This window comes from Streptomyces sp. NPDC058701, from assembly GCF_042715295.1.
Lineage (GTDB): Bacteria > Actinomycetota > Actinomycetes > Streptomycetales > Streptomycetaceae > Streptomyces.
This window is the reverse complement of record NZ_JBHXSY010000016.1, coordinates 108,772-132,816: the sequence shown is the minus strand read 5'-3', so window position 1 is coordinate 132,816 and position 24,045 is coordinate 108,772. Positions and strand designations below refer to the sequence as shown.

The following is a 24,045-nucleotide window of genomic DNA, read 5'->3' as shown; positions in this document are numbered from 1 at the left end:
GAGTGGATTTCGCGCACGCCGTGAAATCCGCCCGGACGAGCACGTGGCGGACCCGCACTACCGCGCTGAGCTGGGTACCGCCGTGCGCGTGAGAACGGGCCCGAACTCGTCGAGTTCGGGCCCGTTCCGCGTTGGCCTGCTGCCGCGTCGCGTCAGCGGCGCGGGCCGCCCCGGCGCTCGCCCTTGCGGTTCTGGTCGTCCTCGAAGCGGACCTGCTCCTTGCGGACGGTGTCCGAGACTTCCTTCTGTTCCGTGACCTTCTCCGTCTCCAGGCGCACGCGCTCGACGGGCACGGTCTCCTTGCGGGTCACGGCCCGTTCGGCGTGCAGGGTCACTTCCCTCTCGCCGTCGCCGATGTCGCTCCGTACGCGCTCGCCCTTGCGGACGGGTTCGCGCACGACGCGGACCTCCTCGTGGCTCACGGGGACGGTGGTGGTGACGTTCTCGGTGACGACGACCTTCTTGAGGCGGGCCCGCCCGACCTCCTCGTTGGTCGTGCCCACGCGCAGCCGCTCCTCGGAGCGGATCAGCTCGTCGTCGCGGCGCCCTTCGCCCCGGTCGTCGACGTACGTCCCGGTCGCGATGCCGGGGGCGTCCACGGCCGTACGGTGGCCCTTGCCCTTGCCCTTGCCCTGCCCGTTGCCGTTGCCGTTCGAGCCGGTCAGGCCGTAGTGCCGGTAGAGCCGGGCCTCCTCGTCGGCGTCCAGGTGCTGGTCGGCGTCGACGCGCGGGGCCTCCTTGACGATGCCCTTGGCGTGCGGGACGTGCAGGGCCTCGCCGTCGCTGCGGGCGCCCGCGAGGGGGACGAACGACTCCTTCATCCCGAACCAGCCGGTCTTGACGGTGACCCACTCGGGGCGGCCCGTCGCGTCGTCGCGGTAGACCTGACCGACGCTGCCGATCTTCTCCCCGTCGGTGTCGTAGGCCGTCAGGTTGATCAGCTGCTCGGTGCTCAGGAAACCGTTTCCAGCGCTCATCGGTGAATCCTCCAGTGCGTACGGCACGCGATCCGCGGAGACGTCGGTGTCCCGCGCTCACCCCGTGCCCTCCTCTAGCCCGCACCCCGCGCCGCTTCTCCGCAACCCGCCGCAGCGCCCCACAGGAGCGCCGGAGTGCCCCGGACGCCGTGGCGCCCCTGTGTACCGGCCCCGTCACGCAAAGCCACCGCATGCGCCGAACGGGTGAGCGGCCGAGTGTCGCGCGCGGCCGCCCGGACCCCGACCCGGCCAGCGAAGGGGCCGGGCCGCCGCCCGCATCAGTGCCCGGCGACGGGGCACCCGACGGGGCAGGCGGCCGTACCCGGACCGCTCCGCACACCCGCCCCGCAAGGAAAGGCACCCCTGTGGCACGCACCGTCGCCCACGTGATCGTCGACGCACTCAAGGACCTGGGCGTCCAGCACGTCTTCGGAGTCGTCGGGGACGCCCTGAACCCCCTGACCGACGCGATCCGCACCACGGACGGCCTGAGCTGGGTCGGCTGCCGGCACGAAGAGGCCGCGGCATTCGCCGCCGGGGCGCAGTCGCAGCTCTCCGGCACGATAGGCGTGTGCGCGGGCACCGTGGGCCCCGGCTCGGTGCACCTCCTGAACGGGCTCTACGACGCCGCCAAGAGCCACACCCCGGTCCTGGCGATCTGCGGCCAGGTCCCCCTCGCCGAGATGGGCAGCGACTACTTCCAGGAGGTCGACAACGACCTGCTGTTCCGCGACGTGGCCGTCTACCGCGCCACCGTCACCTCCCCCGAGCAGATGCCCCGGATGCTGGAGTCCGCCGTACGCGCGGCCGTCGGCCAGGGCGGGGTGGCCGTCCTGACCGTCCCCGGCGACATCGGCGACCTGGAAACGGGTGAGGACCGCCCCGCGCGCATCGCCCTCGACCGCGCCGTCACCCGCCCCGACGACCCCGCGCTCGCCGAGGCCGCCGAACTCCTGAACGCCGCTTCCCGCGTCACCCTGCTCGTGGGGCGCGGAGCACGCGACGCCCGGACCGAGGTCCTGCGCACCGCCGAACTGCTCGCCGCTCCCATGGTGCTCACCCTGAAGGCCAAGGAGGGGTTCGAGGACGACGACAACCCCTTCCAGGTCGGTCAGACCGGCCTCATCGGCAACCCCGCCGCAGGCCACGCCCTCGACCACGGCGACGCCCTCCTCATGCTGGGCACCGACTTCCCCTACCGGGACTGGTACCCGAAGGACTGCAAGGTGGTCCAGATCGACACCCGCGAGGAGCACCTGGGGCGCCGGGTCCCCGTCGACGTGGGTCTGGCCGGTGACGTGGGCGCCACGCTGCGGGCGCTGCTCCCGCTGCTGAAGGCGGTCCCGGACCGGGCGCACCTGGACGAGGCCCGGGAGCGGTTCGCGCACTGGCAGGAGGGCCAGCGCCGGCTGGCCGACCCGGCGCACGAGCACCGCTGGACCGGGAGGCTGCGGGCCGCGCTGGACAACCGCGACCACGAGATCCGCCCCGAGGCGCTGGCCGCCGCCGTCGACGCGTACGCGGACCAGGACGCCGTCTTCACCTCCGACACGGGCATGGCCACCGTGTGGCTCTCCCGCTTCGTCACCATGCGCGGCGCCCGGCGCCTGATCGGCTCGTACAACCTCGGCTCGATGGCCAACGCCATGCCGCAGGCCCTCGGTGCCCAGCTCTGGGCGCCCGACCGTCAGGTCGTCGCCTTCTGCGGTGACGGGGGGCTCAGCATGCTGCTCGGCGACCTCATGACGATCAGGACGTACCGGCTGCCGGTCAAGCTCGTCGTCTTCGACAACCGCCGGCTGGGCATGGTCAAGCTCGAACAGGAGCAGGCCGGTCTGCCCGAGTTCGGTACGGAGCTCGACAACCCCGACTTCGCCGCGGTGGCCACCGCGCTCGGGATCACCGGGATCCGCGTCACCGACCCGGCGGACCTCCACGACAGTGTGCGCCGGGCCTTCGACACCCCGGGGCCGGTGCTGCTGGACGTGCTGACGAACCCCGAGGAGGTGGCTGTACCGGGCAAGCCGACGGTCGCGCAGGGGTGGGGCTTCGCCATGGCCAAGGTGAAGGAGGCCCTCCCGGGCGGCGCGGGCTGACCGGGCCCGCCGGGAGGCGCCCCGCGGGCAGGGCGCCCGGGGGCCGTGGTGCGGCGTTCGCCGCGGAGCCGTCCGGGTGGCGGGTCCCGCAGGTGGCGTAGGGCCGTCGACCGACGGTGCGCGGGACGGGAAGGGAACACCATGTCCGCCCCGGTGCGCGGGGCATTACGGAAACGAGGAGCCATGTCAGAACTCTGGAGCTACGGCCCCGAATCCCGCTCCACGGCGGGAGCCAGCCTGATCGGATTCAAGGTGGAGGCGGCCGACGGCCACATCGGCACGGTCGACGAGCACACCCAGGACGTCGGCTCCGCGTACATCGTCGTCGACACGGGTCCGTGGATCTTCGGCAAGGAGGTCCTGCTGCCCGCCGGCACGGTCGGCCGCGTGGACATGGAGGAGCGGACGGTCCACGTCAGCCGCACCAAGGACCAGATCAAGAACGCCCCGGAGTACGACAGGGAGAAGCACCGGGGCGACCCCGGCTACCGCGGCCGCGTCGGCGACTACTACGGGCGCGACGGGAGCTGACCCGCACGCCGCACGGCCCCGGTTCCCGTACGCGGTGCGGGAACCGGGGCCGTGCCATGTGCGGCGGTCGGCCGCGCCGGGACGGCGGGGGGCCGCCTCAGAGCGCGTGGGTGAGGGGGCGCGTCACGGCCTTGACGCGGGCGGCCGTCACGGCGGCGGCCGCTTCGACGGGGCGGCGGACGGCGCGCACCGGGTGCCTGTGGTCGAGGGCGTGGCGGGAGCGGTAGGCGAGCGAGGGCTTTCCGTGCGTGTCGGCGGCGGCGATGAGCAGACCGCCCAGGACGGAGAGGTCCGTCAGGAAGTGGACGCGCTGCCGGGCGCGCTCCTCCGGGTCCTCCACCGTCCAGAAGGCGTGGCCGGCGAGGGCGGTCGGCACCATCGTCGCGGCCAGCGCGAGCGCCGCGATGCGGGGCGCGCGCCCCGTCGCGAACAGCAGGCCCGCACCGATCTGGACGGCGCCGCTCAGGCGCGCCAGTTTCAGCGGATCCCCGGCGAGTGCGGGGACGCGGTCACCGACCGCGCGGACGACGGGTTGGGCCTGCTCCGCCACCGCCTCGGGACGGCGCAGGGTGCGCAGTCCGTCGGTGACGAACGGGGCGGCCAGCAGGGGGCGGGCGAGCTTTCGAAGGACAGCCATGTCCCGCTCGTGCCCGGCTCCGGCCCGTCCATCCCGGCGCGGGCCGACGGATCTGCCGGGTCCCGCTGCTGTTCCCGCGCGGGCCGGATTTCCGGTGGGGGGCGCGGGCGCCCGTTCCGGCGCGTCAGCCCAGGGGCTTGTCCAGCACGGCCTTGCGGTGGCTGAAGGCGTCCAGGGAGTAGCGGCCGTGGTAGCTGCCCATGCCGCTCTCGCCCACCCCGCCGAAGGGCAGGTCGGAGACGGTCAGGTGGGCGACGGGCAGACCGAAGGCCAGGCCGCCCGAGGAGGTCTCCCGGGTCAGGCGTTCGCGCGTGGTGGCGGACTCGGTGAAGGCGTACAGGGCCAGGGGCTTGTCGCGGTCGCGGATGAAGGCGATGGCCTCGTCGAGCCCGGCGACCTCGACTACGGGCAGGATCGGGCCGAAGATCTCCTCGCGCATGACGGGGGAATCGGGTGCCACGCCGGCCAGGACGGTCGGCGCGATGTAGCGTTCGGCCCGGTCGTGGGCGCCGCCGACGACGGTGCGGCCGGAGTCGAGCAGGCCCGTCAGGCGGTCGAAGTGCCGCTCGTTGACGATCCGGCCGTAGTCCGGGGAGGCCGCGGGGTCGTCGCCGTACAGTGCGCGCAGGACGGCGGCGAGCTCCTTCTCCAGCCGCGCGGCGGTCTCGGGGTCGGTGAGGACGTAGTCGGGCGCGACGCAGGTCTGGCCGGCGTTCATGAACTTGGTGGACGCCAACCGGGCCGCCACGACGGCCAGGTCCGTGCCGCGGTCGACGAACGCGGGCGACTTTCCGCCGAGTTCGAGGGTGACGGGCGTGAGGTTCTCGGCGGCGGCCCGCATGACGATCCGGCCGACCTGGCCGTTGCCGGTGTAGAAGATGTGGTCGAACCGCTGGGCGAGGAGGTCGGTGGTCTCCTGCACGGCGCCCTCCACCACGGCGACCGCGTCGCCGTCCAGGTAGCGCGGCAGGAGGTCGGCGACGGCGCGCGAGGTGGCGGGCGCCAGCTCGCTCGGCTTGGCCACGACACAGTTGCCGGCGGCGAGCGCGCCGACGACCGGGGCGAGCAGCAGCTGGACGGGGTAGTTCCACGGGGCGATGACGAGGACCACGCCGAGCGGGTCGAGCACGGTGTGGGCGGTCGCCGGGCTCAGGCGTTCCGGTACGGGGGCCGGCTGCGGCCGGAGCCACTCCTCCAGGTGCTCCAGCGTGTGGTCTATCTCCCGCACGGTGAAGTCGATCTCGGTGCGGTACGCCTCTTTGCGGCTCTTGCCGAGGTCGGCGCGGAGGGCGGCCGCCAGCTCGTCGCCCCGCTCGGTCAGCAGCGTCCGCAGGGCCGTGAGCTGGGCCGTACGCCAGGCCAGGGGCTTCGTGCGGTCGGTGGCGAACGTGGCGCGCAGCCGTGCGACGACGTCTGCGGGCTGTTCCGGCGAGTGGTCCGACATGCGTTTCTCCAGGGGCGTCGTGCAGCGCCGGGAGGGGTGCCGGCGCTCGGTGTGCGACGCGCTGCGGGATGCGCCCGCAACAGTCGATGTATACAGCAACTATCGCGGCGGGGGTATTCCCCGCGGGCGGACCTGACCGCACCGGCGGGCCGCGCCCGCCCGCCGGTGCGGTACCCGATTCAGGTCTCGGCGGTCGCCGTGTCGAGGTCGGCGTGGACGGTGACGACCCGGTCCGCGCCGGTCAGGGACAGCAGGCGGGCGAGCTGGGCCGAGGGGCGGGCGACCCGCAGATCGGCGAGCTGGCGCACGCGCAGCAGCACCGACAGGCAGGTGGAGTCCGCGAAGGTCACGCCGGCCGCGTCCAGGATCACGATGTGATGGGACGCCGCTGCCTGGCTGAGGGCCGCTTCCAACGGCGGGAGCGTGTCGAGGTCCAGCTCCCCGCGCGCCTCGACCACCCAGGCCGCTCCCGACGCGTGCTGGTAGCCCAGTGGGCTGCTTCCGGCATCGGCTGCGATGTCGGCTCGGCCGCCGACTCCCGTCGTGTCTCTCATGTCATCTCCCATGACGGCGAGCATGCCCGACGGTCACGGACGGGGCCAGACCCCGAAGGTCCTTCCCGTCCGGGCGGGGTCCGGCGGTTCCGTTTCGGCCGCCGACCGGCGGAGCGGACGAGGCACCCCCGGGGGCGTCGTCGAAGCCGTTCCGCACGCCCGGAGGGCGGGCCGCGCGGTGTCCGGGGCGTACGCCCGCAGGGGGCGGTCGGAGCGCGTGTGACGACACCCCTCAGGCCGCGGCGGATTCCGAGCGGACGGCCGAGTGGCGTTCCCGCTCCGTCAGTCCGCCCCAGACGCCGTACGGTTCCGCCACGCGCAGCGCGTGCTCCAGGCACTGCGCGAGGACGGGGCAGGCCGCGCACACGGCCTTGGCCGCCTCCTCGCGCGCCGCCCGGTCAGAGCGTCCCTCGCCCTCCGGGTGGAAGAACGCGTCCGCTCCCACGCCGCGGCACGCGGCTTGCGCCTGCCAGATCCAGTGGTGCTCCGCCCGCCCGGGCAGGTGCGACACCCTCGCGATCCCCATTGCTCTCCTACGGCCAGGTCATCGAACGCATGCTTCCTCGAAGCGTCTGGCCACAAAAGCGCGTTCGAAACGCGGGTCGAGTGAGGCGGCCGGAAACGGGGCCGGAGAGCGCCGTTGAGGCGGGGGCGAGGCGGTCAGCCGAGGCGAACGGCCACGAGGCACGTGTCGTCCTCGTGGGTCTCCGGCGTGTACGCGGCCATGATGCGGTCCAGGGCCTCCTGGGTCGTGAGCCCCTCGCACGCCTCCACCACCGTGCGCAGCGCCTCGATGCCGGAGGTGATGTCCTCCCCGCGCCGCTCGACCATGCCGTCGGTGTACAGCAGCAGCAGGTCCCGAGGTCGCAGGGTGACGGTGGCCGTGGAGTAGTCGTAGCCGGGCAGCATGCCGAAGAGCGGGCCGCGGTGGCCCGTGTCGAGGACCGACGCCCGCCCGTCGCGGAGCAGCAGGGGCGCGGGATGCCCCGCGCAGGCCCAGCGGAAGGTCCGCTCGGCGTCGATGTGCCCGATGATGGCCGTCGCCGTCTCGGCCGCCGGATCGCCGCACAGCAGCTCGTTGAGCCACGTGGTCAGCTCGCCGGCGTGGGTGCCCGGAGCGTGCGCGAGCCCCGCGAGGGCGTGGCGCTGCTGCGCCATCCGGGCGACCGCCCCCAGCCCGTGGCCCGAGGCGTCACCGATGGCGAGCAGGATCCGTCCGTCCGGCAGCAGGCGGCACTTGTACCAGTCGCCGCCGACGGCCGCGTCCGATTCCGCCGGCACGTAGGAGGCCGCCACGGACAGGCCGAGCCGGGCGAGTTCGGCGGAGTGCGTGGGCAGCAGCGCCTCGCGCAGGGCGGCGGCCACCCGCCGTTCGGCCGCGGCCTCCTCGCGCAGCCGTTCCGACTGCCGGCGGCTCGCGGCGAGCCGCTGCCGGCTGCGGACCTGCGCCGTCAGATCGCGCGCGATGAGGTGCACCGACCACACCAGGCCGTCCGTGGCGACGACGGGGCGGCCCACCAGGTGCAGGGTGCGGATCTCGCCCACCACGCCGAAGCGCACCTCGGTTCCCGGCGGCTCCTCCCCGTCGAGCAGCGCGGTCAGCAGTTTCGCGAACCGGGGTACGTCTTCCAGCAGGACGGCGTCGCACATCTCCGCCAGGGACAGAGGCCGTGCCGGGTCGGTGCGGAAGAGGGAGGCCAGGCCCTCCGACCAGGTGGTGGCGCCGGACAACAGGTCCCAGGTGCCCCAGCCCATCGACGCGATGTACTGCGCGTCGAGTGACAGGAGCTCCATCCGGTTGCGGGCGGGCCGCCACGTCGCCAGTACGCCGTCCCCGCAGGAGGCCGCGTCGTACAGCAGCTGGGTGCGGTGCAGCCCGTCGACGCGCTGCTCGGTGTAGTCGACCGCCCGTTCCCGCATCGCGCGGCTGGTGCCGAGCACGTCGGCCAGTGCGTCGATCAGGCCGCCGGCCGCAGCTCCGGGCTGGACCTCCCGCAGCCGTCTGCCGACGTGGTGGTCGGGGGCCTCCATCCACTGGGCGGACCGGACGTGGTTGCCGGCCCTGACGGTGAAGTCGACGGTCCGGCCGGAATCGTCGCGCACGGGTACGAGCAGGGCGGCGGACACCGGAATGGCGGGGAGCGTGGCGCACAGGCAGGCCAACGGATCGTGGCCCTCCGGCCCGTCACCGCAGGAGTGCTCCGGCCCCTCGCTTCCGCCGCAGGCACAGGACCCGGCCGGGTGGTCCGTCGGAGTGAGAGGGGGATGTCCGTCGCTCAGCCTCACCCCCGCGTCCCGTCCGGCCGTCGCGCGCAGCGCCGCGATCTCCCGGGCGAGGAACTGCTTGAGCGCGTCCGGATCCTGCGGGATCGAGGGAGTCATCAGTCCTCACTGGCCGGCAGAAGGCAGCATGGGGGCGCCATGTCGCATGATGTCCGCTCGTGCTTCTCGTCGACCGTACAAGTCATGCGGTACCCCCGCCTGCGGATGAGGCGGCGCGCCGCCCCCCCCGGCGGACCGAGGGTCAGGCCGCGGCCCGGTCTCCCGGGTACCCGCGGCGGCCGGTGGCGGGCCCGCCCGCGGCCGCATTCAGCCCACGAGCACCCCCGGGTTGAGGATGCCCCGCGGATCGAGCGCCCCCTTCACGGCCCGCAGTGCGAGGGCGAAGGGCTCGGGGCGCTGGCGGTCGTAGCCCGGGCGGTGGTCCCGGCCGACGGCGTGGTGGTGGGTGATGGTGGCCCGGTGCCGGTGCAGGACCTCGCCCGCGACCGCCTTCAGGTCGTCCCAGAGAGCGACCTCGTCGCCGGCACGGCCCGCGGCCAAGACGGTGAAGTAGGGTGCGGCGCCGTCTGGATAGACGTGCGTCAGGCGGCAGTTGACGGTCGCCGGGTGCCCGGTGGCCTTGAGCGCCGCCTCCCCGACCTCCGTGCGCACCGCGTCGATCAGGCCGGGAATCCGGTCCCAGGTCGCGGCCGTCTCGAAGGTCTCCGCGACGGCCCCCATCCGGGCCAGGCCGTCGCGGAGGTAGGGCATCCGCAGGAAGGCCGAGCGCCAGGCGCCCACGGCGCCGTCGCCTGCCGCGCCCTCCCCTCCCGTCCCGCCCGTCCCCCCGGTCCCGCCGCCGTGGCGGCCGCCGTACGAACGGGCCAGGTCGACGGCCCGTTCGAGCCGGACGTCCACCGGTTCGTCGGCGGACTCGAACCCCAGGACCAGTACGGCGGACCCGTCCCGCGACGCCCCCGCCAGCGCCGCCTCACCGGCGTCCAGCAGACGGCAGTTGGCGGGGGAGAGGTCGGACTGCGCGAGGGCCCGCACCGCCCGGAGCGCGTCGTGGAAACCGGTGAAGGCGACGGCGGCGGACGCCTTGTGGCGAGGCCGCTCCTGGAGCCGGACCCAGGCCTCGGTGATCACGCCGAGGGCCCCTTCGGAACCCAGGAACAGGCGGTCCGGCGAGGGGCCCGCACCGGAGGCGGGCAGCCGCCAGGAACTGTTCGTGCCGGCCGGGGTCACGACGCGCAGCGACTGCACGAAGTCGTCGATGTGCGTGCGGCCGGTGGCGTAGTGACCACCCGCACGCGTGGCGACCCAGCCCCCCAGCGTGGAGAACTCGAAGCTTTGCGGGAAGTGCCGCAGGGTGAGGCCGTGCGGCCGGAGCTGGTCCTCCAGGCTCGGCCCGAGCGTGCCCGCCTGGATGCGGGCGGCCCGGCCCTCGGTGTCGACCTCCAGGACGCGGCCCATGGCGGTCAGGTCGAGGGACACCACCGCGCGGTGGGCGTCGCCGCGGTACTCCACGCCGCCGGTGACCGAGGACCCCCCGCCGTACGGGACGACCGCGACCAGCCGCTCACCGGCCCAGTCCAGCAGGTCGGCCACGCCCCGCTCGTCCGTCGGGCGGGCGACGAGGTCGGGTATGCGGCCGGGCCGCCCGCGCAGGGCGCGCATGACGTCCCGGTACGCCTTGCCCATGGCGTGCGCGGCGCGGTCGCCGGGGTCGGTGGCGACCAGGTGGGCGAGGCTCCGCGGAGGTTCGACGGCCGGGGCGCCGATGCCCAGGTCGCGGACCCGGGGCACGGGGAGCGGGCGGGCGAGGGTACCGGGGACCAGGGTCCTCATCGCGGTGCACTCGGCGTCGTCGGGATGCGCGTCCGCCCAGCCCCAGCCCCACCACGAGCGGGTGCGGGACGAGGGACGGGTCGGGGTGCCGGCCATGGTGCGCTCCAGGGGGTCGCCGTAATTTACCTAGGGGTAAATTACCTACTGATAATATCTGCCCATGGCAACCCCTCCTTCGAAAGCCGGCACCAAGGGAGTCCCGCGGCAGCACCGCCGGCAACAGATGCTGGACGCCGCCACGCAGGAGTTCGGCACCCGCGGTTACGCGGCCGCGTCGCTCCCCGCCATCGCCGCGCGTGTCGGCGTCACCAAGACGCTGCTGCACCAGTACGTCGGCACCAAGGAGGACCTGTACCTCGCCTGCCTGATCCCCGTCGGCGACCGGCTCCTGGACACCATCCGCGCCGCGATGGGGCCGGACGGGACCGCGGCGCACACCCCGCTGCGCGTGCTCCACAGCATCTTCACCGCCCTGGAAGGGCAGCGTGAAGCCTGGTTCGTGCTGTACGACACCACCCTGCCGACCGGCGGCGAGGCCGCGCGGCGGGCGGCGGAGTACTGGGCGGCCATCGACCGGCTCGCCGCCGACGGCACCGCCGAGCTGCTGCGCACGACCGGGTCCACCGACCCGCTCGACGCCGACGCGCTCACGTACGTCTGGCGGGACCTCGTCGCCACCCTCGTCCGCTGGTGGGTGAAGCACCCGGAGCAGACCCCGGCGGCCATGACGCAGCGCTGCGCGCGCCTCTTCGCGGCTGCCGGGGGCCTCACCTCCGACGGCCACTCCGGCTGACCCCGGGCGCCGGAGGCGAGGCCTGGCCGGGGTCGGAGGAGTACGTGCGGCCCGGCCGGGGGCTCCGCCCGGGAGGTCCCCCGCGTACCGCCCGCGCTGTACGCCCTCGCCCTTGAGCTTGCGCCACACGGGCCCCAGTGCCTCCAGGTCCCGTTCGTCGAGCGGGCGGAACCGGGTCATGATGGCGGGAGACCGGCGGTGCCTCCCGGGCGGCCGCCGGACCGTGCCCGGGGGTGCGGACGAGCGGGAGGTGGCGCGTAGGCATGGACGAATCACGCAGGGCCTGGCTAACGATCGGCATCGTCGTCGCCGTCATCCTCCTGGACCTCCTGGCCATCATCCTGATGAACACCGTCTGACGCCGGCCGCGCGACGGCCGCCCCCGCGTGCGCGTTCCGCGCCGCGGGGCTCTCCCGTGTCGGGCGTACCGCTCCGAGGCGTGCCACGTCTCCGCCTCCGACGCACCGGTGCGACGTGATCCGATTCCGTGCGGTCGCTGTCGTGGGGGCGTACGGCCTCCCATTGCCCGGCCCCTGGGGTCTAGGGGCGTGACGGTACTGTGCTGACGCTTCATACTGCGCTGACGTTTCATCAACTCCAGTCCTCCTCGCCCCTGTTCTGATGTGCGCCCGGGAAGGAAGTGGCGCCGCTCGGGCCCTTGCCGTGCCGCTCCGGTTCGCGAATGATGCTCCCGGCGTGCCGGTCGCCGGTGGCCGGTGACCGCGGTGCGCTCGCTCGCCGCGCTCGAACTGGACTGCACAGGAGGCCTGTTGTGTGGACGAACCGTCCCATTCAGAGATCGTTAGTCGTCGTCGGCGCCGCCCTCGCGCTGGTCGTCGCCGTCCCTCAGGTGGCCTTCGCGGCCCCACCCCCGGCGCTTCCGTCCCGGGCCGAGGCGATCGAGCTGACCTTCCAGCCCGCCTTCGACTACGACACGGACGGGTGCTACCCGACGCCCGCCATCGGGCCCGGGGGAGTCCTGAACACCGGTCTCAACCCCACCGGCGCCCTCAACGGAAACTGCAGGGACGCCTCCGACCTCGAGAACACCAACGGATACTCCCGCTGGGCCTGCAACAACGGCTGGTGCGCCGTGATCTACGGCCTGTACTTCGAGAAGGACCAGGCCATCCCCGGCATCAGCCTCGGCGGCCACCGCCACGACTGGGAGCACGTCGTCGTGTGGATCCAGGGCAACGAGGCGAAGTACGTGGCGACCTCCGCGCACGGCGACTTCAACCTGCACGCGCGCGACCAGATCCGCTGGGACGGGACCCATCCCAAGATCGTTTACCACAAGGACGGCGTCGGCACGCACTGCTTCCGTGCGGCGAACGCCAACGACGAGCCGGCGGAGAACCACCGCCGCGCCTGGCAGTTCCCCGCGCTCGTCGGCTGGTCGGGATACCCCGCCAACCTGCGGGACAAGCTCGTCCAGGCCGATTTCGGCAGTGCGCACTTCGGCCTGAAGGACGGGTCCTTCGCGTCACACCTGGCGAAGGCCAAGCCGGCGGGCATCCCCTTCGACCCGTACGCGTAACCGTCCGACCCGTGCGCGACCCTGCGCGTTGCCGGGTCGCGGCCGGTCGGCCCCTACCCGCCTACCCGCCGCCCGGCCGCCCCGCCGCCCCGCCGCCCGGGCTCCCGGCGCCCCGCCGCCCGGGCTCCCGGCGCCCGGCCGAGTAGGACGAGAGGGGCCGGCGGGCCGCGTTCAGCACCTCGCTCATCTGCTCCACGGACGCCGGGATTCAGCTCACCGGCCTCCACGATGACGAGGCCACCAGACGCCACCGTCCGACGCGCGCGGCGAGCCCGCTTCCGCCTCGTACCGGGACCGGGGGCGGCGCGGCGTGCCCGGGGGGCGGCGCGCCGGACCCCGGAATCGGCCCGCCTCATGAATTCCTCACGATCCCTGACGCAGGATGCGCACACGAAAACGCACCCCGCACTGGAGAACGTGTGCCGAAGCACTCCGCACCCCCCTTCCTGCGCCGCAAGCGCCCCCTCGCCACCGCCGGCGCCGTCGGCGCGGTCGCCGCCCTCGGAGCGGGCCTGACGCTCTTCCAGGCGTCCGCCGGCCCGAGCGCCACGCCGCGGCTCCCCACGCCGAACGCCGCCTTCGACTACCAGATCGGCGGGGCGTACACACCGCCCGAGGGCGTACGGGTGGTCTCCCGCGACCGCTCCGCCCAGCCCGCCCCGGGCCTGTACAACATCTGCTACGTCAACGCCTTCCAGGCCCAGCCCGACTCCCTCGGCTGGTGGCAGAGGAACCACCCCGACCTGGTGCTGCGCGACGGCGCCAAGAAGCCCGTCCTCGACGAGGACTGGGGCGAGGCCCTCCTCGACACGTCCACGGCCGACAAGCGCACCCGCCTCGCGAAGGTCGTCGGTGACTGGGTCGCCGGCTGCGCCCGCAGCGGCTACCAGGCCGTCGAACCCGACAACCTCGACTCCTTCGGCCGCTCCAAGGGCCGCCTGACCAAGGCGAACAACGTTGCCTTCGCCGAGCTCCTGGCCGACCGCGCGCACGCCGAGGGCCTGGCCATCGGCCAGAAGAACACCGTCGAGATGCTTCCCGACCGGAAGAAGGTCGGCTTCGACTTCGCGGTGGCCGAGGAGTGCGGCCAGTACGAGGAGTGCGGGGACTTCGCGCAGGCGTACGCGAACCGCGTGTTCGTCATCGAGTACGAGTCCTCGGGCTACAGCCGCGCGTGCTCCGCCTGGGGCGGGAAGCTCTCCGTCGTCCAACGTGACCTTGCCGTTTCCGCGGCCGGCTCGGGCGGCTACCGCTACCGGTCCTGCTGACGGGCCGGCGGGCGGACGGGCCCCGCCTCCCCCCTCCGCGGGCGGGGCCCGTCAGCTCCTTCGGCCGGGTCGGTCCAGGACGTCGGAAGTCGACCCGTGTCGAACCGACCTCCCTCCCCGTTCGCGTGCCCACCCCAGCCGAACGCCGCCGGAGCCTCCGACCAGGGCCGCACGGCCCCGCGGAAAGCTGCGCGAACCCGCGACCGTGGCGTGATGTGAGCGGGTGCGAGGCGGTGCCGCCCCGGGGTGCGGTCCGGGTGTGCGGGCTGCTCGGACGGTCGGATCGACGGGCCGACGGGAAGGGGTTCGTTACGGTTGGCAACGGTGCACGGGAAGGCTGGATTTCGATGGTCGGGCCTGGTGCCGTAGGGGCTTCCCGGGGTCAACCGGCGCTGATTCGGGCGCACTTCGATGTCGGTCGTTCGCGCTAGTGTGCGGGCGTGAGCATTCATATCGTTGTTGGATTCGGGCCCGCGGGGGCCGCCACTGCCCGGCTGCTCGCCGAGCAGGGCCATGCAGTACGGGTCGTCACCACCTCCGGCCGGAGTCCGGAACCCGGGATCGAGCACGTCGCGCTGGACGCGACCGACACCGAGCGGCTGATCGAGGCCGCGCGCGGGGCCGTGGCGATCCACAGCTGCGCGGCGCCGCCCTACCGGCGATGGGCGGTGGACTGGCCGCCGCTGGCCTCGTCGCTGTGTGCCGCGGCCGAGGCGACCGGGGCCGTACTGGTCCTGCTGGGGAACCTCTACGGCTACGGTCCCGTGGACGGGCCCCTTACCGAGGAGCTGCCGCTCGCGGCGACCGGCCCCAAGGGGAAGGTGCGGGCCGCGGTGTGGGAGCAGGCGCGGACACTGCACGAGCAGGGCCGGATCAGGGCCGTCGAGGTGCGGGCCTCGGACTTCTTCGGCCCCGGCGTGACCGACGGCGGCCACCTGGCCGGGCGGGTCGTACCGCGCATCCTGCGCGGAAAGCCGGTCTCCACCCTGGGCGACCCGGACGCACCGCACAGCTGGACCTATCTCCCCGACGTGGCCGAGGCCCTGGCCCGGGTCGCGGGCGACGAGCGGGCCTGGGGGCGGCCCTGGCACGTGCCGACGGCCCCCGCGCAGTCCGTACGGAGCATGGCCGACCGCCTCGCCGCCGAGGCGGGAAGCGGTCCGGTCGCCGTGCGCGGACTCCCGTCCGCAATCCTGGCCGTGGCCGCGCTGGTCTCGCCGTTGATCCGCGAACTGGGGGAGGTCCGCTACCAGTTCGACCGGCCCTTCGTCGTGGATTCGAGTGCGTACGAGGGCGCCTTCGCGGTACGGGCCACCCCCGTCGACGAGCAGGTCAAGGCGACCGTGGACTGGTGGCGCGAGCGGCGGGCGGGCGGATGACCTCACTCCAGGGGAGAGGTCCCGCGGCGGACCGGGACGGAGCGCGGCGGGACGACGTCGCCATCGTGGGGATGGCGTGCCGGTTCCCCGGGGCGCGAGACGTGAACGAGTTCTGGAGGCTGCTGACGGCCCCGCGGGCACAGTTCTCCCGCATCCCGGACACGCGGTGGCACACCGCCGCGTTCCTCGGCGACAGCCTCAGGGACACCTCGTCCGCCTACACGGACACCATGGCGCTGCTGCCCGGGGTCGACCTGTTCGACGCGGCCCACTACGGCATCCCGCCGCGCCGGGCCAGGGCGATGGACCCCCAGCACCGGCTGCTGATCGACCTCGCGCGCGAGGCGATCCAGGACACGGGGTGGGAAGCCGACGGCTTCGACCGCGAGGAGACCTCGGTGATCACCGCGCTCACCGAGAGCGGCTACCGCGAGCTCAGCACCCTGCGGATACGCGCGCGCCAGCTGGCCGGCGGCGAGTTCGGCGCGCGGGTGGCCGATCCGCTGCTGCCGGACGCGGTCCGCGCCGTCGACGGGCTGCACGGCTCGTCCGTGGCGGGACTTCTGCTCAACATGGGCCCCAACACCATCAGTTCCGTCTTCGACCTGCACGGCGAGAGCTACGCCCTGGACTCCGCGTGCTCCGGCGGGCTGATGGCTGTGGCCAACGCCGTGCACGCGCTGCGTGCGGGCCGCTCACGCATCGCGCTCGCCGGGGGCGCCCAACTGGTGCTCACCCCCGACCTGTTGATAGGCCTCTGCCGGATCGGTGCCCTCTCGCGCAGCGGAAGCTGCCGGCCGTTCGGCGCGCAGGCAGACGGCTTCGTCCTCGGGGAAGGCGCCGGAGTGCTGGTACTGCGGCCCCTGGCCGACGCGTTGGCGGCCGGCGACCGGGTCTACGCGGTGATCCGGGGGGTGGGAACGGCCAACGACGGAACCGTGCAGGGCGGGATGCACCCGCAGGCGGCCGGTCAGCTCCGCGCCCTGCGCCGCGCCTACCGGGACGCCGGCCTCGCTCCGGGCGCGGTGGGCTACCTGGAGGCGCACGGCACCGGCACGTCGGTCGGCGACCCCGTCGAGCTGGCGGTCCTGCGCGAACTGCGCGCGGACCACGCCGCACCGGCCTACCTCGGCGCGGTGAAGGCGGTGGTCGGCCACTCGCTCAACTCCGCAGGAATGGCCGGGCTCATCAAGTCCGTACTGGCCGTGCAGCGCGGTGTGATTCCCCCGCAGCCCGACTTCGACCCCGCCGACGCCTGCGCGATGGACGCCGCGCGGCTGACCGTCCCGACGAAGCCGACCCCGTGGCCGACGGACGGCCTGCCGCGCCGGGCGGGGGTGAGCGCCTTCGGCTTCGGCGGTACCGGCGTCCACCTGGTGGTGGAGGAATCCGTCGCGGCGGTCCACCGGCCGCCGGAGCCCCCGGCACCCGCCGCGGGGCCGCAGCTCCTGGTCCTCAGCGCCCGGGACCGGAACGGGCTGGCCCGGTACGCGCGGGACCTGGCACGCACCATCGCCGAGGACGGGCTCTCGCCGGCCGGGGTGGCGGACACCCTGGCCCGACGGGCGGCCTTCACGGAACGCCTCGCCCTCGTCGCCCAGGACGCCGACGCCGCTGTCGCCGGACTCTCAGCGGCGGCGGAGGCCCTGACGGCGGGCCGGACCGGCGAGCTCGGGCCGGGGCTGGCGGTCGGCACGGTCCACCCGGGCGGACCGGAGGCGGCCGTCGCACCGACGGATGCCGTCGCACGGGCGGTCGGGGCGCCGCCGCAGGAGGAACGGTTCGTCGATCCGGCCCGGCTCGCGGTGCGCGCCGTCACCGGCAGGGGCCTGCGACCGGTGACGGAGCGCAGGCCCCCGTACACCCTGCCGCCGAGTCCCCTCGCCCCGCGCCGTCACTGGGTCGTGGACGAGGCGGCGCGCGCGAGGGCCGAGGGCGCCGGTACCGCACCGGTGGACCGGCCCGAACGGGTGCCGGCGCAGCGCTCCGCCGGGGCACGCCCCGCCTCGGCGCCCGCCGCACCCGCCGGCTCCGCGCCCGCCGCACCCGCCGGCTCCGTGCCCGTCGCGCCCGTCGCGTTCGTCGAACCGGTCGTGTCCGCCGCGTCCGTCGTGCTCGAAGAGGTCTCCCGGACCGGGGTCTTCCCGCTCTCCGACCTGAGCGAGCGGATGACACTCGTGACCGATCTCGGCTTCGACTCCCTGATGCTGCTGGAACTGGAAGCCGGCATCGGCAAGCGGATACCCGGCTTCCGGACCGAGGAGCTGCTCTCGCCCGGTCTCACCGTCGGCAGGCTGATCACACTGGTCGACCCGGACCACGCCGCACGCGTGGACCGCACCGGACCGGTGGATCCGGCCGGACCCCGGCCCGCTGAACCCCGTCCCGCTGAACTCCAACCCGCCGGAGCCCTGCCCGCCGAAGCCTTGCCCCCTTGGGGCGCCGAGACGGCGACCGTCGACGCCTTCCCGGAGGTGGGCCGGTTCGAGGAGCGGCTGAGCGCGATCACCGGCACGGGGGAGGAGTTCCCGTACTTCCGCGTCCACGAGGGCACCGTCCGCGACACGACGGTGATCGGCGGACGCGCATACCTGTCCTTCGGGAGCTACAACTACCTCGGACTCTCCGGCCATCCGGCCGTCAACGAAGCCGTGCACCGTGCCGTGGACCGGTACGGCTCCTCGGTCTCCGCGAGCAGGGTGCTCTCCGGCGAACGCGATCTGACCGTGCGGCTGGAGCGGGCCCTGGCCGGCTTCCTCGGCGTCGGGGACTGCATGACGCTGGTGAGCGGCCACGCCACGAACGTCACCGCGATCGGGCACCTGGTCGGCGCGGGGGACCTCGTGCTGCACGACGCGCTCGCCCACGACAGCATCCTGCAGGGCTGCGCCCTGTCCGGGGCGGCACGGCGGCCGTTCGCCCACAACGACACCGATCAGCTCGAACACCTGCTGCGGATCAACCGGCCCCGGTTCCGCCGGGTGCTGATCGCCGTCGAGGGCGCGTACAGCATGGACGGGGACCTCGTCGACCTGCCCGCCGTGATCGAGATCAAGAAGCGCCACGGCGCCCTGCTGATGGTGGACGAGGCGCACAGCATCGGCACCGTGGGCGAACGCGGCCGAGGCGTCGGGGAGTTCTTCGGCGTCGACCGTTCCGACGTCGACCTGTGGATGGGCACCCTGTCCAAATCCTTCGCCAGCTGCGGTGGTTACCTCGGCGGCTCGGTCCGCATGGTGCGCTGGCTGCGGCACACCCTCCCGGGGTTCGTCTACAGCGTCGGTCTCACCCCGGCCAACGCCGCCGCGGCACTGGCCGCCACCGAGCTGATCACCGGGGAGCCGCACCGGGTCCGCGCGCTGCGCCGCAACTCCGCCCTGTTCCTGGGCCTGGCCTCCGCTGCCGGACTGTCGACGGGCTCCAGCGCCGAGACGCCCATCGTGCCCTGCATCCTCGGAGACTCGGCGCGGACCCTGCGGGTCGCGGGCCGGCTCTTCGACAGGGGTGTCATCGCCGACCCGATCTTCCACCCCGCCGTGGAGGAGGGGATGTCGAGGCTGCGCTTCTTCGTGACGAGCGAGCACGGCGAGGACGACATCCGCCGGGCCGTGTCGATCCTGGCCGAGGAGGTGGCGGCCACCGGGTAACGGTCGCGCCATCTCAGATGAGGGTGCGTTCGATCCGGCTGAGCATGGCCGTCCTGCCCGGGTCGCCGTCGGCTTCGCCCGCATCCGGCGCGGGGGGCGCGGCGTGCCGCTGCTCGGCGTTGCCCATCCGCTGGGAGAGGAGGTAGGCGATGATCTCCGCCTCCTGCTCCTGGACGTCGTCGTACGTCGCGCGCAGCAGCATGTCGCGTACGAGCTCGGGGTCGAGGTTGGGGAAGAGCAGGCGGGAGGCGGCTTCGTCCAGCCCGCCCGCGCCCCGATGGCAGCAGATGATGTGCCCGAGCTCGTGCAAGATGATGTGCTCCTGATGCGCGCCGGTCGTGTTGGCGTCGTAGAAGATGAGGTCCTCGTCGCGTGCGGCGACCCACATGCCGCAGGGATGCGAGGAGGGCATCTGCATCGGGACCAGCGTGATCGGACGGTCGCGCACCTCGCCGAGGTGGCGGCACAGTTCGTTCACGTCGGCCACCTCGGGGAGCCCGAGGTCGGCGAGCCGCCGGGCACCGGCCTTCCGGAGCTTCTTGAGCTGGCTGCGGCGGTCCTGGCCGGCCGACCGCTCCTTCCAGGCGCCCCTCACGAGGGGGCCGAGGAGTCGGTGACGGGGGGAAGGCCCTGCATCTGCCGGTACTGGTCCATGATGGCCGTGATGGCCTGGAGGTTCTCCTTCTTCATCCCCGCGGCCCGCATCGCCACGGCCCGGACGCCGGACTGCCGCAACGCCTCGATGGCGGCGATCTCGCTCAGCACCGACTCGGCGACCTTGTCGTCGAAGAAGTAGGCGACCGAGACGCCGAAGAAGCGCGCCAGGGCGGCCAGGAGGTCGGGCGAGGGATTGGCCCGCTTCCCCGTCCTCAACTGCGACAGGTACACGCCCCCGACCTTGAGTTCGGGGCTGGCCCGCTTCAGTTCCTCCGCCACCTCGGCATTGGTCCAGTGCTTGCCCTTGGGACGAACCGTCTTGAACAGGTCGTCGAGGCGCACTGCGAGCAGGGGCCGGTCGTCACTCTCGGCATCGGTCTCGGTCATGGTGAATCTTCCTCCCGTCACCTCCTCGGCATAGCCCTTGGCTATGCGTCAGTTTCACAGATTAGCGGTCAGTTGACAATTGGCCGTGACTCCGCCAACGTTGGGTCTCGCCGATAGCTGCCAGCTAACTTGACTCACGGGGGTTGCCAAGTTGGCGGCGGTGAAAACGGACTGGCCCGGCCCTCGGGGGATGGGCCGGACCAGTCCGGGCGGGAGCCCCTCGTTCTGGCCCGCGCAAGCGGGGGGAACGGGGGACCCGCCCGGTTTGACGGGGGATGCAAACCGGGCGGGAGCTCTCAACTCGCGCTGTGGAGCTTACTGTAGGCGGCCGCCACTTGGGTGAGCCAGGCCACTTCCGCGGTGAAATTGTCCGTATCGCGGTCGTTGAAATCGCCGGCGTCCTTGTTGTCGTGCGGGACGGTGCCGGTCCGTTTGGCGACCAGGGCCCGTTTGATCTGCGCCGCTTCTGTGAACGCCTGCCGCGACTCCTCGCTCGGCTCCCTGCCGGGCGCATCGCTCGCGCCGCCCTGGCCGGTTCCGTCCCCTGCCGTGCGGTCGATGTACGGGCGCAGGTCCCGCCAGCCGTCCCGTATCTCGACGATCCGCCGGTGGAGCCGGTAGTCGAGGTCCGACACCGAGGCGCCCGGCGGTTCCAGGGCGATGTCCGGAGAGGACTCGTACAGGTCCCGCCAGAGCGGGTAGAGCGCCCGGTACGCGCGGTAGGTGCGGGCCCAGACCAGGAGCCGGGTGGCCGCCGGGGCCCACGACGGCATGGTCAGGCTGAGCGAGAGCAGGACGATCCCCGACGCGCTGAAGACGGAGGCGGCGACCTTCCAGGCGCCGATGTCGACACCGGCCGCCGCGGTGAGGATGTTGACCGTCCTGGCCGTGCAGTAGAGGAAGAGGATCACCGCGGCGACGGAGAGCATCCGCAGGGCCTGACGCAGCGAGGCGTTGTCGGTCATCCGGGCGTACGGGCCGCACTGGCGGAAGATGGTGACGCAGGGAACCGCCTGGGACACGACGAAGACCAGGAGGTAGGTGAGGGTCAGCGGCCGGCTGGTGCCGTCGAACTCCGAGGCGGGCAGACCGGGGCCGTCGGCGAGGAGGAACAGCGCCGTCAGGAGCAGGTCGAGGGTGATGCCGGTGACCACCCAGTAGCGCGTCCTGCGCACGGCCACCTCGTCCGCGGCGGCCCACCGCAGCAGGATGACCTGCGCGCTGACGCAGAACGCGACCGCCGCCAGGTGCATGACGAGGATGGCGAGGTTCCCGACCCCCAGGAAGCTCTCGCCGCCCATCGCGACGGCGCCCATCGTGAAGGTGAGGCACTGCAGCAACAGCGTCGCGATCAGCGCGCGATAGGCGCTGTCCCGCCAACCGCGCCGTGCCTGGGAGAGGCGGTAGGCGAGCGCGACGTACGACGAGAGCGCCGCTATGACGAAGCAGAGGGTTCTGGTGGTGTTCACGTCCTGGATTTCTGCACGTGCCGCGATGCGGCGGACGGTCCGGGGCAGTCGGTGGTCTCGCCCGGGGGGACTTCGAGGCCGATGCTCTCCGCGGCGACGGCGATGGCGTAGTCGAAGAACGCGGCCTCGTCCCGGACGCTGTCGTGCGTGCGGCTGAAGACCTGGAACACCAGGAGGCCGATCAGGTTGCTCCACAGGACGATGCCGCGTTCGATGATGTCCGAGAACGGAGCCCCCGGCGTGCCGCCGAAGAGCTCGACGGCCGCCGGCAGCAGCAGCGGGGGACCCGGCACCGCACGGCGGGGCGGGGTGAGCTCGCCGCCCTCCAGGGCCGCGCGCACGATGCCGCCGAGCACCGCGGGCGTGCGGGAGGCGGGCGGGACCGTGTCGTGCGGGGCGTGGTAGCCCGGCACGGGCGAGCCGTAGATCAGGGTGAACTCGGCGGGGTGGTCGAAGGACCACGTCCGCAGGGCGCGGGTGACCGCGAGGAGCCGGGCGCCCGCCGACGCCCCGGCGTCAGCCGCGGTCGCGTCGGCGCGCTCCATGGCGGCGCCGGACGCGTTGTAGGCGTCGATGACCAGCGCCGTCAACAGGTCGTCGCGGTGCGGGAACAGGGCTTCGACATCGGCGGAGGCAAGGCCGCTGTCGCGCGCGACGGCGGCCACCGACAGGCCCCCGGCCCCCAGTTTCACCAGGTGTTGACGCGCGGTGTCCTTGATCACCGCGGCCCGCGTCGCGTGGTCGGCGGTCGAACTTGATGCGGAAACGTCCATGCCGGAACCGTACCCGGCGACGACAACGGCCGTACGTGGAGCCGCTCGTGGGCCCCCGGCGGACCGGTGCGATCCGGCCAGCGGGGAGCGTTGCCGGGCGCGGGGAAAACCCGGGTGTGGGCCCGGTCGCGAATGCCTAGAGTGGCCCGATGACACTTGCGCACGATGTGGCCGGGAGCGGTCCGACGGTGGTCCTGCTGCACTCCACGGTGTGCGACCGGCGGATGTGGGACCCGCAGATCCCCGCCCTGGTCGACGCCGGGCACCGCGTGGTGCGCTGCGACCTCCGCGGTTTCGGCCAGAGTCCGGTACCGGCCGGGCCGTACGACGACGCCCGGGACGTCACCGACCTCCTGGACCTGCTCGGCGTCGAGCGGGCGGCGCTGGTCGCGGCGTCCGGAGGGGGCAGGGTCGCGCTGGAGATCGCGGCCCGCAGACCGCGCGGGGTGACCTCGCTGGCATTGCTGTGCACCGCCCTGGCGGGGCACGAGCCCGGTGCCGAACTGAGGGCGTTCGGCGCGCGCGAGGATGCGCTGATCGAAGCCGGCGACGTCGCCGGGGCGACCGCGCTCAACGTGGACACCTGGCTGGGTCCCGAAGCCGACGGGGCGACCCGCGAGAAGGTGCGCCGGATGCAGGGCCATGCCTTCGCCGTCCAGCTGGCGGCCGCCGAGCGGGAGGGGTCGGGAGGACAGGAGGGGAAGGAAGAGGCAGCGGACGGGAACGGGGGAGGGGACGGCGCGGGGTCGCGCCCGGCCGGGACCGAGCTGTCCGCCATCACGGCGCCCGTCCTGCTCGTCTCCGGCCGCTACGACCTCCCGGACTTCCGGGCGATCGCCGTCCGGCTGGCGGACGAACTGCCCGACGCCCGCCACCTCGAACTCCCCTGGGCGGGCCATCTCCCCAGCATGGAGCGCCCCGACGCCGTGAACGCGCTGCTGGTCGACTTCCTGCGCGGGCCGGCCGCCGGGCAGGGCGCGGTGTGAGGCAGACCGCGGGGCACGGCGCGGGGTAGGACGCACCCCCCGGGGCCCCGGCACCGCCGCCCGGGCCCGGGCGCCCGCCCGGGGGTACTGTCGTCGAGGCCCCGTCCGACGTCGAAAGCGACCGCCGTGAACCACCTGCCCGCCGACCCGACGGTGCTGCACCCGATTCCCGGCCAGCCGCGCGTGGTGCTCCTGAAACCGCTGGTGACCTCGCCGCTGATCGAGGCCGGGGAGTACTCCTACTACGACGACCCGGACGACGCGACCGCGTTCGAAACCCGCAACGTGCTCTACCACTACGGGCCGGAGCGGCTCGTCATCGGGAAGTTCTGCGCCCTGGGCACCGGCGTGCGGTTCATCATGAACGGTGCCAACCACCGCATGGACGGACCCTCCACCTTCCCGTTCCCGATCATGGGCGGTTCCTGGTCCGAGCACGCCGACCTGATCACCGGGCTTCCGGGGCGGGGCGACACCGTCGTCGGCAACGACGTCTGGTTCGGACACGGGGCGACGGTCATGCCCGGCGTGCGCATCGGGCACGGCGCCGTCGTGGCCTCCGGCTCGGTGGTGGTCGACGACGTCCCCGACTACGGCATCGTCGGCGGCAACCCGGCCCGGCTCCTCCGCACCCGCTACAGCGACGCGGACGTCGCCCGCCTGCTGTCCGTCGCGTGGTGGGACTGGCCCGCGGAGCACCTCACCGCCCACCTGCGGACCGTCATGTCCGGCACCGTCGAAGCGCTGGAGGCCGCCGCGCCCCGGGCCTGAGCCTCGGTCGCGCACCCGGACGC

Annotated in this window: 20 protein-coding genes; 9 read left to right on the top strand and 11 right to left on the bottom strand. The window is 73.5% G+C overall.

Annotation, left to right across the window (positions count from 1 at the left end; all coding sequences use genetic code 11):
- Positions 1–152: 152 nt before the first annotated feature.
- Positions 153–977, bottom strand: coding sequence for a DUF2382 domain-containing protein (locus ACFWW8_RS19480; RefSeq protein WP_386530203.1), 825 nt, complete (start codon positions 975–977; stop codon positions 153–155).
- A gap of 365 nt (positions 978–1,342) precedes the next feature.
- Between ACFWW8_RS19480 and ACFWW8_RS19475 the strand changes: the two genes are divergently transcribed.
- Both ACFWW8_RS19475 and ACFWW8_RS19470 read left to right on the top strand, forming a co-directional pair.
- Positions 1,343–3,073: a thiamine pyrophosphate-dependent enzyme gene (locus tag ACFWW8_RS19475; RefSeq protein WP_386530202.1), complete on the top strand. Its 1,731-nt coding sequence runs from the start codon at positions 1,343–1,345 to the stop codon at positions 3,071–3,073.
- 183 nt (positions 3,074–3,256) lie between these two features.
- Entirely contained in the window at positions 3,257–3,604 is a 348-nt protein-coding gene (locus ACFWW8_RS19470) for a PRC-barrel domain-containing protein (RefSeq protein WP_386530201.1), read from the top strand.
- A gap of 97 nt (positions 3,605–3,701) precedes the next feature.
- Here the strand turns inward: ACFWW8_RS19470 and ACFWW8_RS19465 are convergent, their stop codons facing one another.
- The 6 genes from ACFWW8_RS19465 to ACFWW8_RS19440 all read right to left on the bottom strand — a co-directional run bounded on the left by ACFWW8_RS19465 (position 3,702) and on the right by ACFWW8_RS19440 (position 10,448).
- Complete coding sequence (locus ACFWW8_RS19465) at positions 3,702–4,241, bottom strand: DoxX family protein (RefSeq protein WP_386530200.1); 540 nt, start codon at positions 4,239–4,241, stop codon at positions 3,702–3,704.
- 124 nt (positions 4,242–4,365) lie between these two features.
- Complete coding sequence (locus ACFWW8_RS19460; RefSeq protein WP_386530199.1) at positions 4,366–5,685, bottom strand: aldehyde dehydrogenase family protein; 1,320 nt, start codon at positions 5,683–5,685, stop codon at positions 4,366–4,368.
- A 179-nt stretch (positions 5,686–5,864) separates the two neighbouring features.
- The gene (locus ACFWW8_RS19455; RefSeq protein WP_386530198.1) at positions 5,865–6,239 is read right to left on the bottom strand and encodes an STAS domain-containing protein; all 375 of its coding nucleotides are present in this window, start codon (positions 6,237–6,239) and stop codon (positions 5,865–5,867) included.
- A 232-nt stretch (positions 6,240–6,471) separates the two neighbouring features.
- Entirely contained in the window at positions 6,472–6,759 is a 288-nt protein-coding gene (locus ACFWW8_RS19450) for a WhiB family transcriptional regulator (protein WP_386530229.1), read from the bottom strand.
- A 140-nt stretch (positions 6,760–6,899) separates the two neighbouring features.
- On the bottom strand, positions 6,900–8,621 hold the full coding sequence (locus ACFWW8_RS19445; protein ID WP_386530197.1) for a PP2C family protein-serine/threonine phosphatase: 1,722 nt from the start codon (positions 8,619–8,621) through the stop codon (positions 6,900–6,902).
- Between the two features lie 207 nt (positions 8,622–8,828).
- A complete protein-coding gene (locus ACFWW8_RS19440) occupies positions 8,829–10,448 on the bottom strand; it encodes an FAD-binding oxidoreductase (protein WP_386530196.1) in 1,620 nt (539 codons plus the stop codon).
- 64 nt (positions 10,449–10,512) lie between these two features.
- Here ACFWW8_RS19440 and ACFWW8_RS19435 point away from each other — a divergent pair, with 64 nt between their 5' ends.
- The 5 genes from ACFWW8_RS19435 (at position 10,513) to ACFWW8_RS19415 (ending at position 18,979) form a co-directional block, all read left to right on the top strand.
- Positions 10,513–11,145 carry a TetR/AcrR family transcriptional regulator gene (locus ACFWW8_RS19435; protein WP_386530195.1) on the top strand — a complete coding sequence of 211 codons (633 nt, stop codon included), beginning with the start codon at positions 10,513–10,515 and terminating at the stop codon, positions 11,143–11,145.
- 772 nt (positions 11,146–11,917) lie between these two features.
- Positions 11,918–12,685, top strand: coding sequence for an NPP1 family protein (locus ACFWW8_RS19430; RefSeq protein ID WP_386530194.1), 768 nt, complete (start codon positions 11,918–11,920; stop codon positions 12,683–12,685).
- A gap of 419 nt (positions 12,686–13,104) precedes the next feature.
- Positions 13,105–13,953 carry an endo alpha-1,4 polygalactosaminidase gene (locus ACFWW8_RS19425; protein ID WP_386530193.1) on the top strand — a complete coding sequence of 283 codons (849 nt, stop codon included), beginning with the start codon at positions 13,105–13,107 and terminating at the stop codon, positions 13,951–13,953.
- Between the two features lie 440 nt (positions 13,954–14,393).
- Positions 14,394–15,332, top strand: a complete 939-nt coding sequence (locus ACFWW8_RS19420; RefSeq protein WP_386530192.1) for an NAD-dependent epimerase/dehydratase family protein — start codon at positions 14,394–14,396, stop codon at positions 15,330–15,332.
- Entirely contained in the window at positions 15,329–18,979 is a 3,651-nt protein-coding gene (locus ACFWW8_RS19415; RefSeq protein WP_386530191.1) for an aminotransferase class I/II-fold pyridoxal phosphate-dependent enzyme, read from the top strand. The genes ACFWW8_RS19420 and ACFWW8_RS19415 overlap by 4 nt, the downstream gene beginning before the upstream one ends.
- Positions 18,980–18,992: 13 nt before the next feature.
- On the opposite strand, the gene ACFWW8_RS19410 is transcribed toward ACFWW8_RS19415, so the two are convergent.
- The 4 genes from ACFWW8_RS19410 to ACFWW8_RS19395 all read right to left on the bottom strand — a co-directional run bounded on the left by ACFWW8_RS19410 (position 18,993) and on the right by ACFWW8_RS19395 (position 22,265).
- On the bottom strand, positions 18,993–19,574 hold the full coding sequence (locus tag ACFWW8_RS19410) for a toxin (RefSeq protein WP_386530190.1): 582 nt from the start codon (positions 19,572–19,574) through the stop codon (positions 18,993–18,995).
- Positions 19,571–20,023: a helix-turn-helix domain-containing protein gene (locus ACFWW8_RS19405; protein ID WP_386530189.1), complete on the bottom strand. Its 453-nt coding sequence runs from the start codon at positions 20,021–20,023 to the stop codon at positions 19,571–19,573. Before ACFWW8_RS19405 ends, ACFWW8_RS19410 begins: the two co-directional genes overlap by 4 nt.
- A 296-nt stretch (positions 20,024–20,319) precedes the next feature.
- Complete coding sequence (locus ACFWW8_RS19400) at positions 20,320–21,492, bottom strand: MAB_1171c family putative transporter (RefSeq protein WP_386530188.1); 1,173 nt, start codon at positions 21,490–21,492, stop codon at positions 20,320–20,322.
- Positions 21,489–22,265 (bottom strand): TetR-like C-terminal domain-containing protein, encoded by a 777-nt coding sequence (locus tag ACFWW8_RS19395; protein ID WP_386530187.1) that lies wholly within the window; start codon positions 22,263–22,265, stop codon positions 21,489–21,491. The genes ACFWW8_RS19400 and ACFWW8_RS19395 overlap by 4 nt, the downstream gene beginning before the upstream one ends.
- 149 nt (positions 22,266–22,414) lie before the next feature.
- On the opposite strand from ACFWW8_RS19395, the gene ACFWW8_RS19390 reads away from it, so the two are divergent.
- Both ACFWW8_RS19390 and ACFWW8_RS19385 read left to right on the top strand, forming a co-directional pair.
- Complete coding sequence (locus tag ACFWW8_RS19390; protein ID WP_386530186.1) at positions 22,415–23,251, top strand: alpha/beta fold hydrolase; 837 nt, start codon at positions 22,415–22,417, stop codon at positions 23,249–23,251.
- Between the two features lie 126 nt (positions 23,252–23,377).
- Positions 23,378–24,022: a CatB-related O-acetyltransferase gene (locus ACFWW8_RS19385; protein WP_386530185.1), complete on the top strand. Its 645-nt coding sequence runs from the start codon at positions 23,378–23,380 to the stop codon at positions 24,020–24,022.
- Positions 24,023–24,045 lie beyond the last annotated feature (23 nt).

Bases quoted from the DNA above. Each gene is read 5' to 3' on its own strand.
- ACFWW8_RS19465 (WP_386530200.1), bottom strand. From the start codon at position 4,241: ATGGCTGTCCTTCGAAAGCTCGCCCGCCCCCTGCTGGCCGCCCCGTTC.
- ACFWW8_RS19395 (WP_386530187.1), bottom strand. From the start codon at position 22,265: ATGGACGTTTCCGCATCAAGTTCGACCGCCGACCACGCGACGCGGGCC.
- ACFWW8_RS19460 (WP_386530199.1), bottom strand. From the start codon at position 5,685: ATGTCGGACCACTCGCCGGAACAGCCCGCAGACGTCGTCGCACGGCTG.
- ACFWW8_RS19415 (WP_386530191.1), top strand. From the start codon at position 15,329: ATGACCTCACTCCAGGGGAGAGGTCCCGCGGCGGACCGGGACGGAGCG.
- ACFWW8_RS19455 (WP_386530198.1), bottom strand. From the start codon at position 6,239: ATGAGAGACACGACGGGAGTCGGCGGCCGAGCCGACATCGCAGCCGAT.
- ACFWW8_RS19435 (WP_386530195.1), top strand. From the start codon at position 10,513: ATGGCAACCCCTCCTTCGAAAGCCGGCACCAAGGGAGTCCCGCGGCAG.
- ACFWW8_RS19445 (WP_386530197.1), bottom strand. From the start codon at position 8,621: ATGACTCCCTCGATCCCGCAGGATCCGGACGCGCTCAAGCAGTTCCTC.
- ACFWW8_RS19440 (WP_386530196.1), bottom strand. From the start codon at position 10,448: ATGGCCGGCACCCCGACCCGTCCCTCGTCCCGCACCCGCTCGTGGTGG.
- ACFWW8_RS19470 (WP_386530201.1), top strand. From the start codon at position 3,257: ATGTCAGAACTCTGGAGCTACGGCCCCGAATCCCGCTCCACGGCGGGA.
- ACFWW8_RS19480 (WP_386530203.1), bottom strand. From the start codon at position 977: ATGAGCGCTGGAAACGGTTTCCTGAGCACCGAGCAGCTGATCAACCTG.
- ACFWW8_RS19405 (WP_386530189.1), bottom strand. From the start codon at position 20,023: ATGACCGAGACCGATGCCGAGAGTGACGACCGGCCCCTGCTCGCAGTG.
- ACFWW8_RS19390 (WP_386530186.1), top strand. From the start codon at position 22,415: ATGACACTTGCGCACGATGTGGCCGGGAGCGGTCCGACGGTGGTCCTG.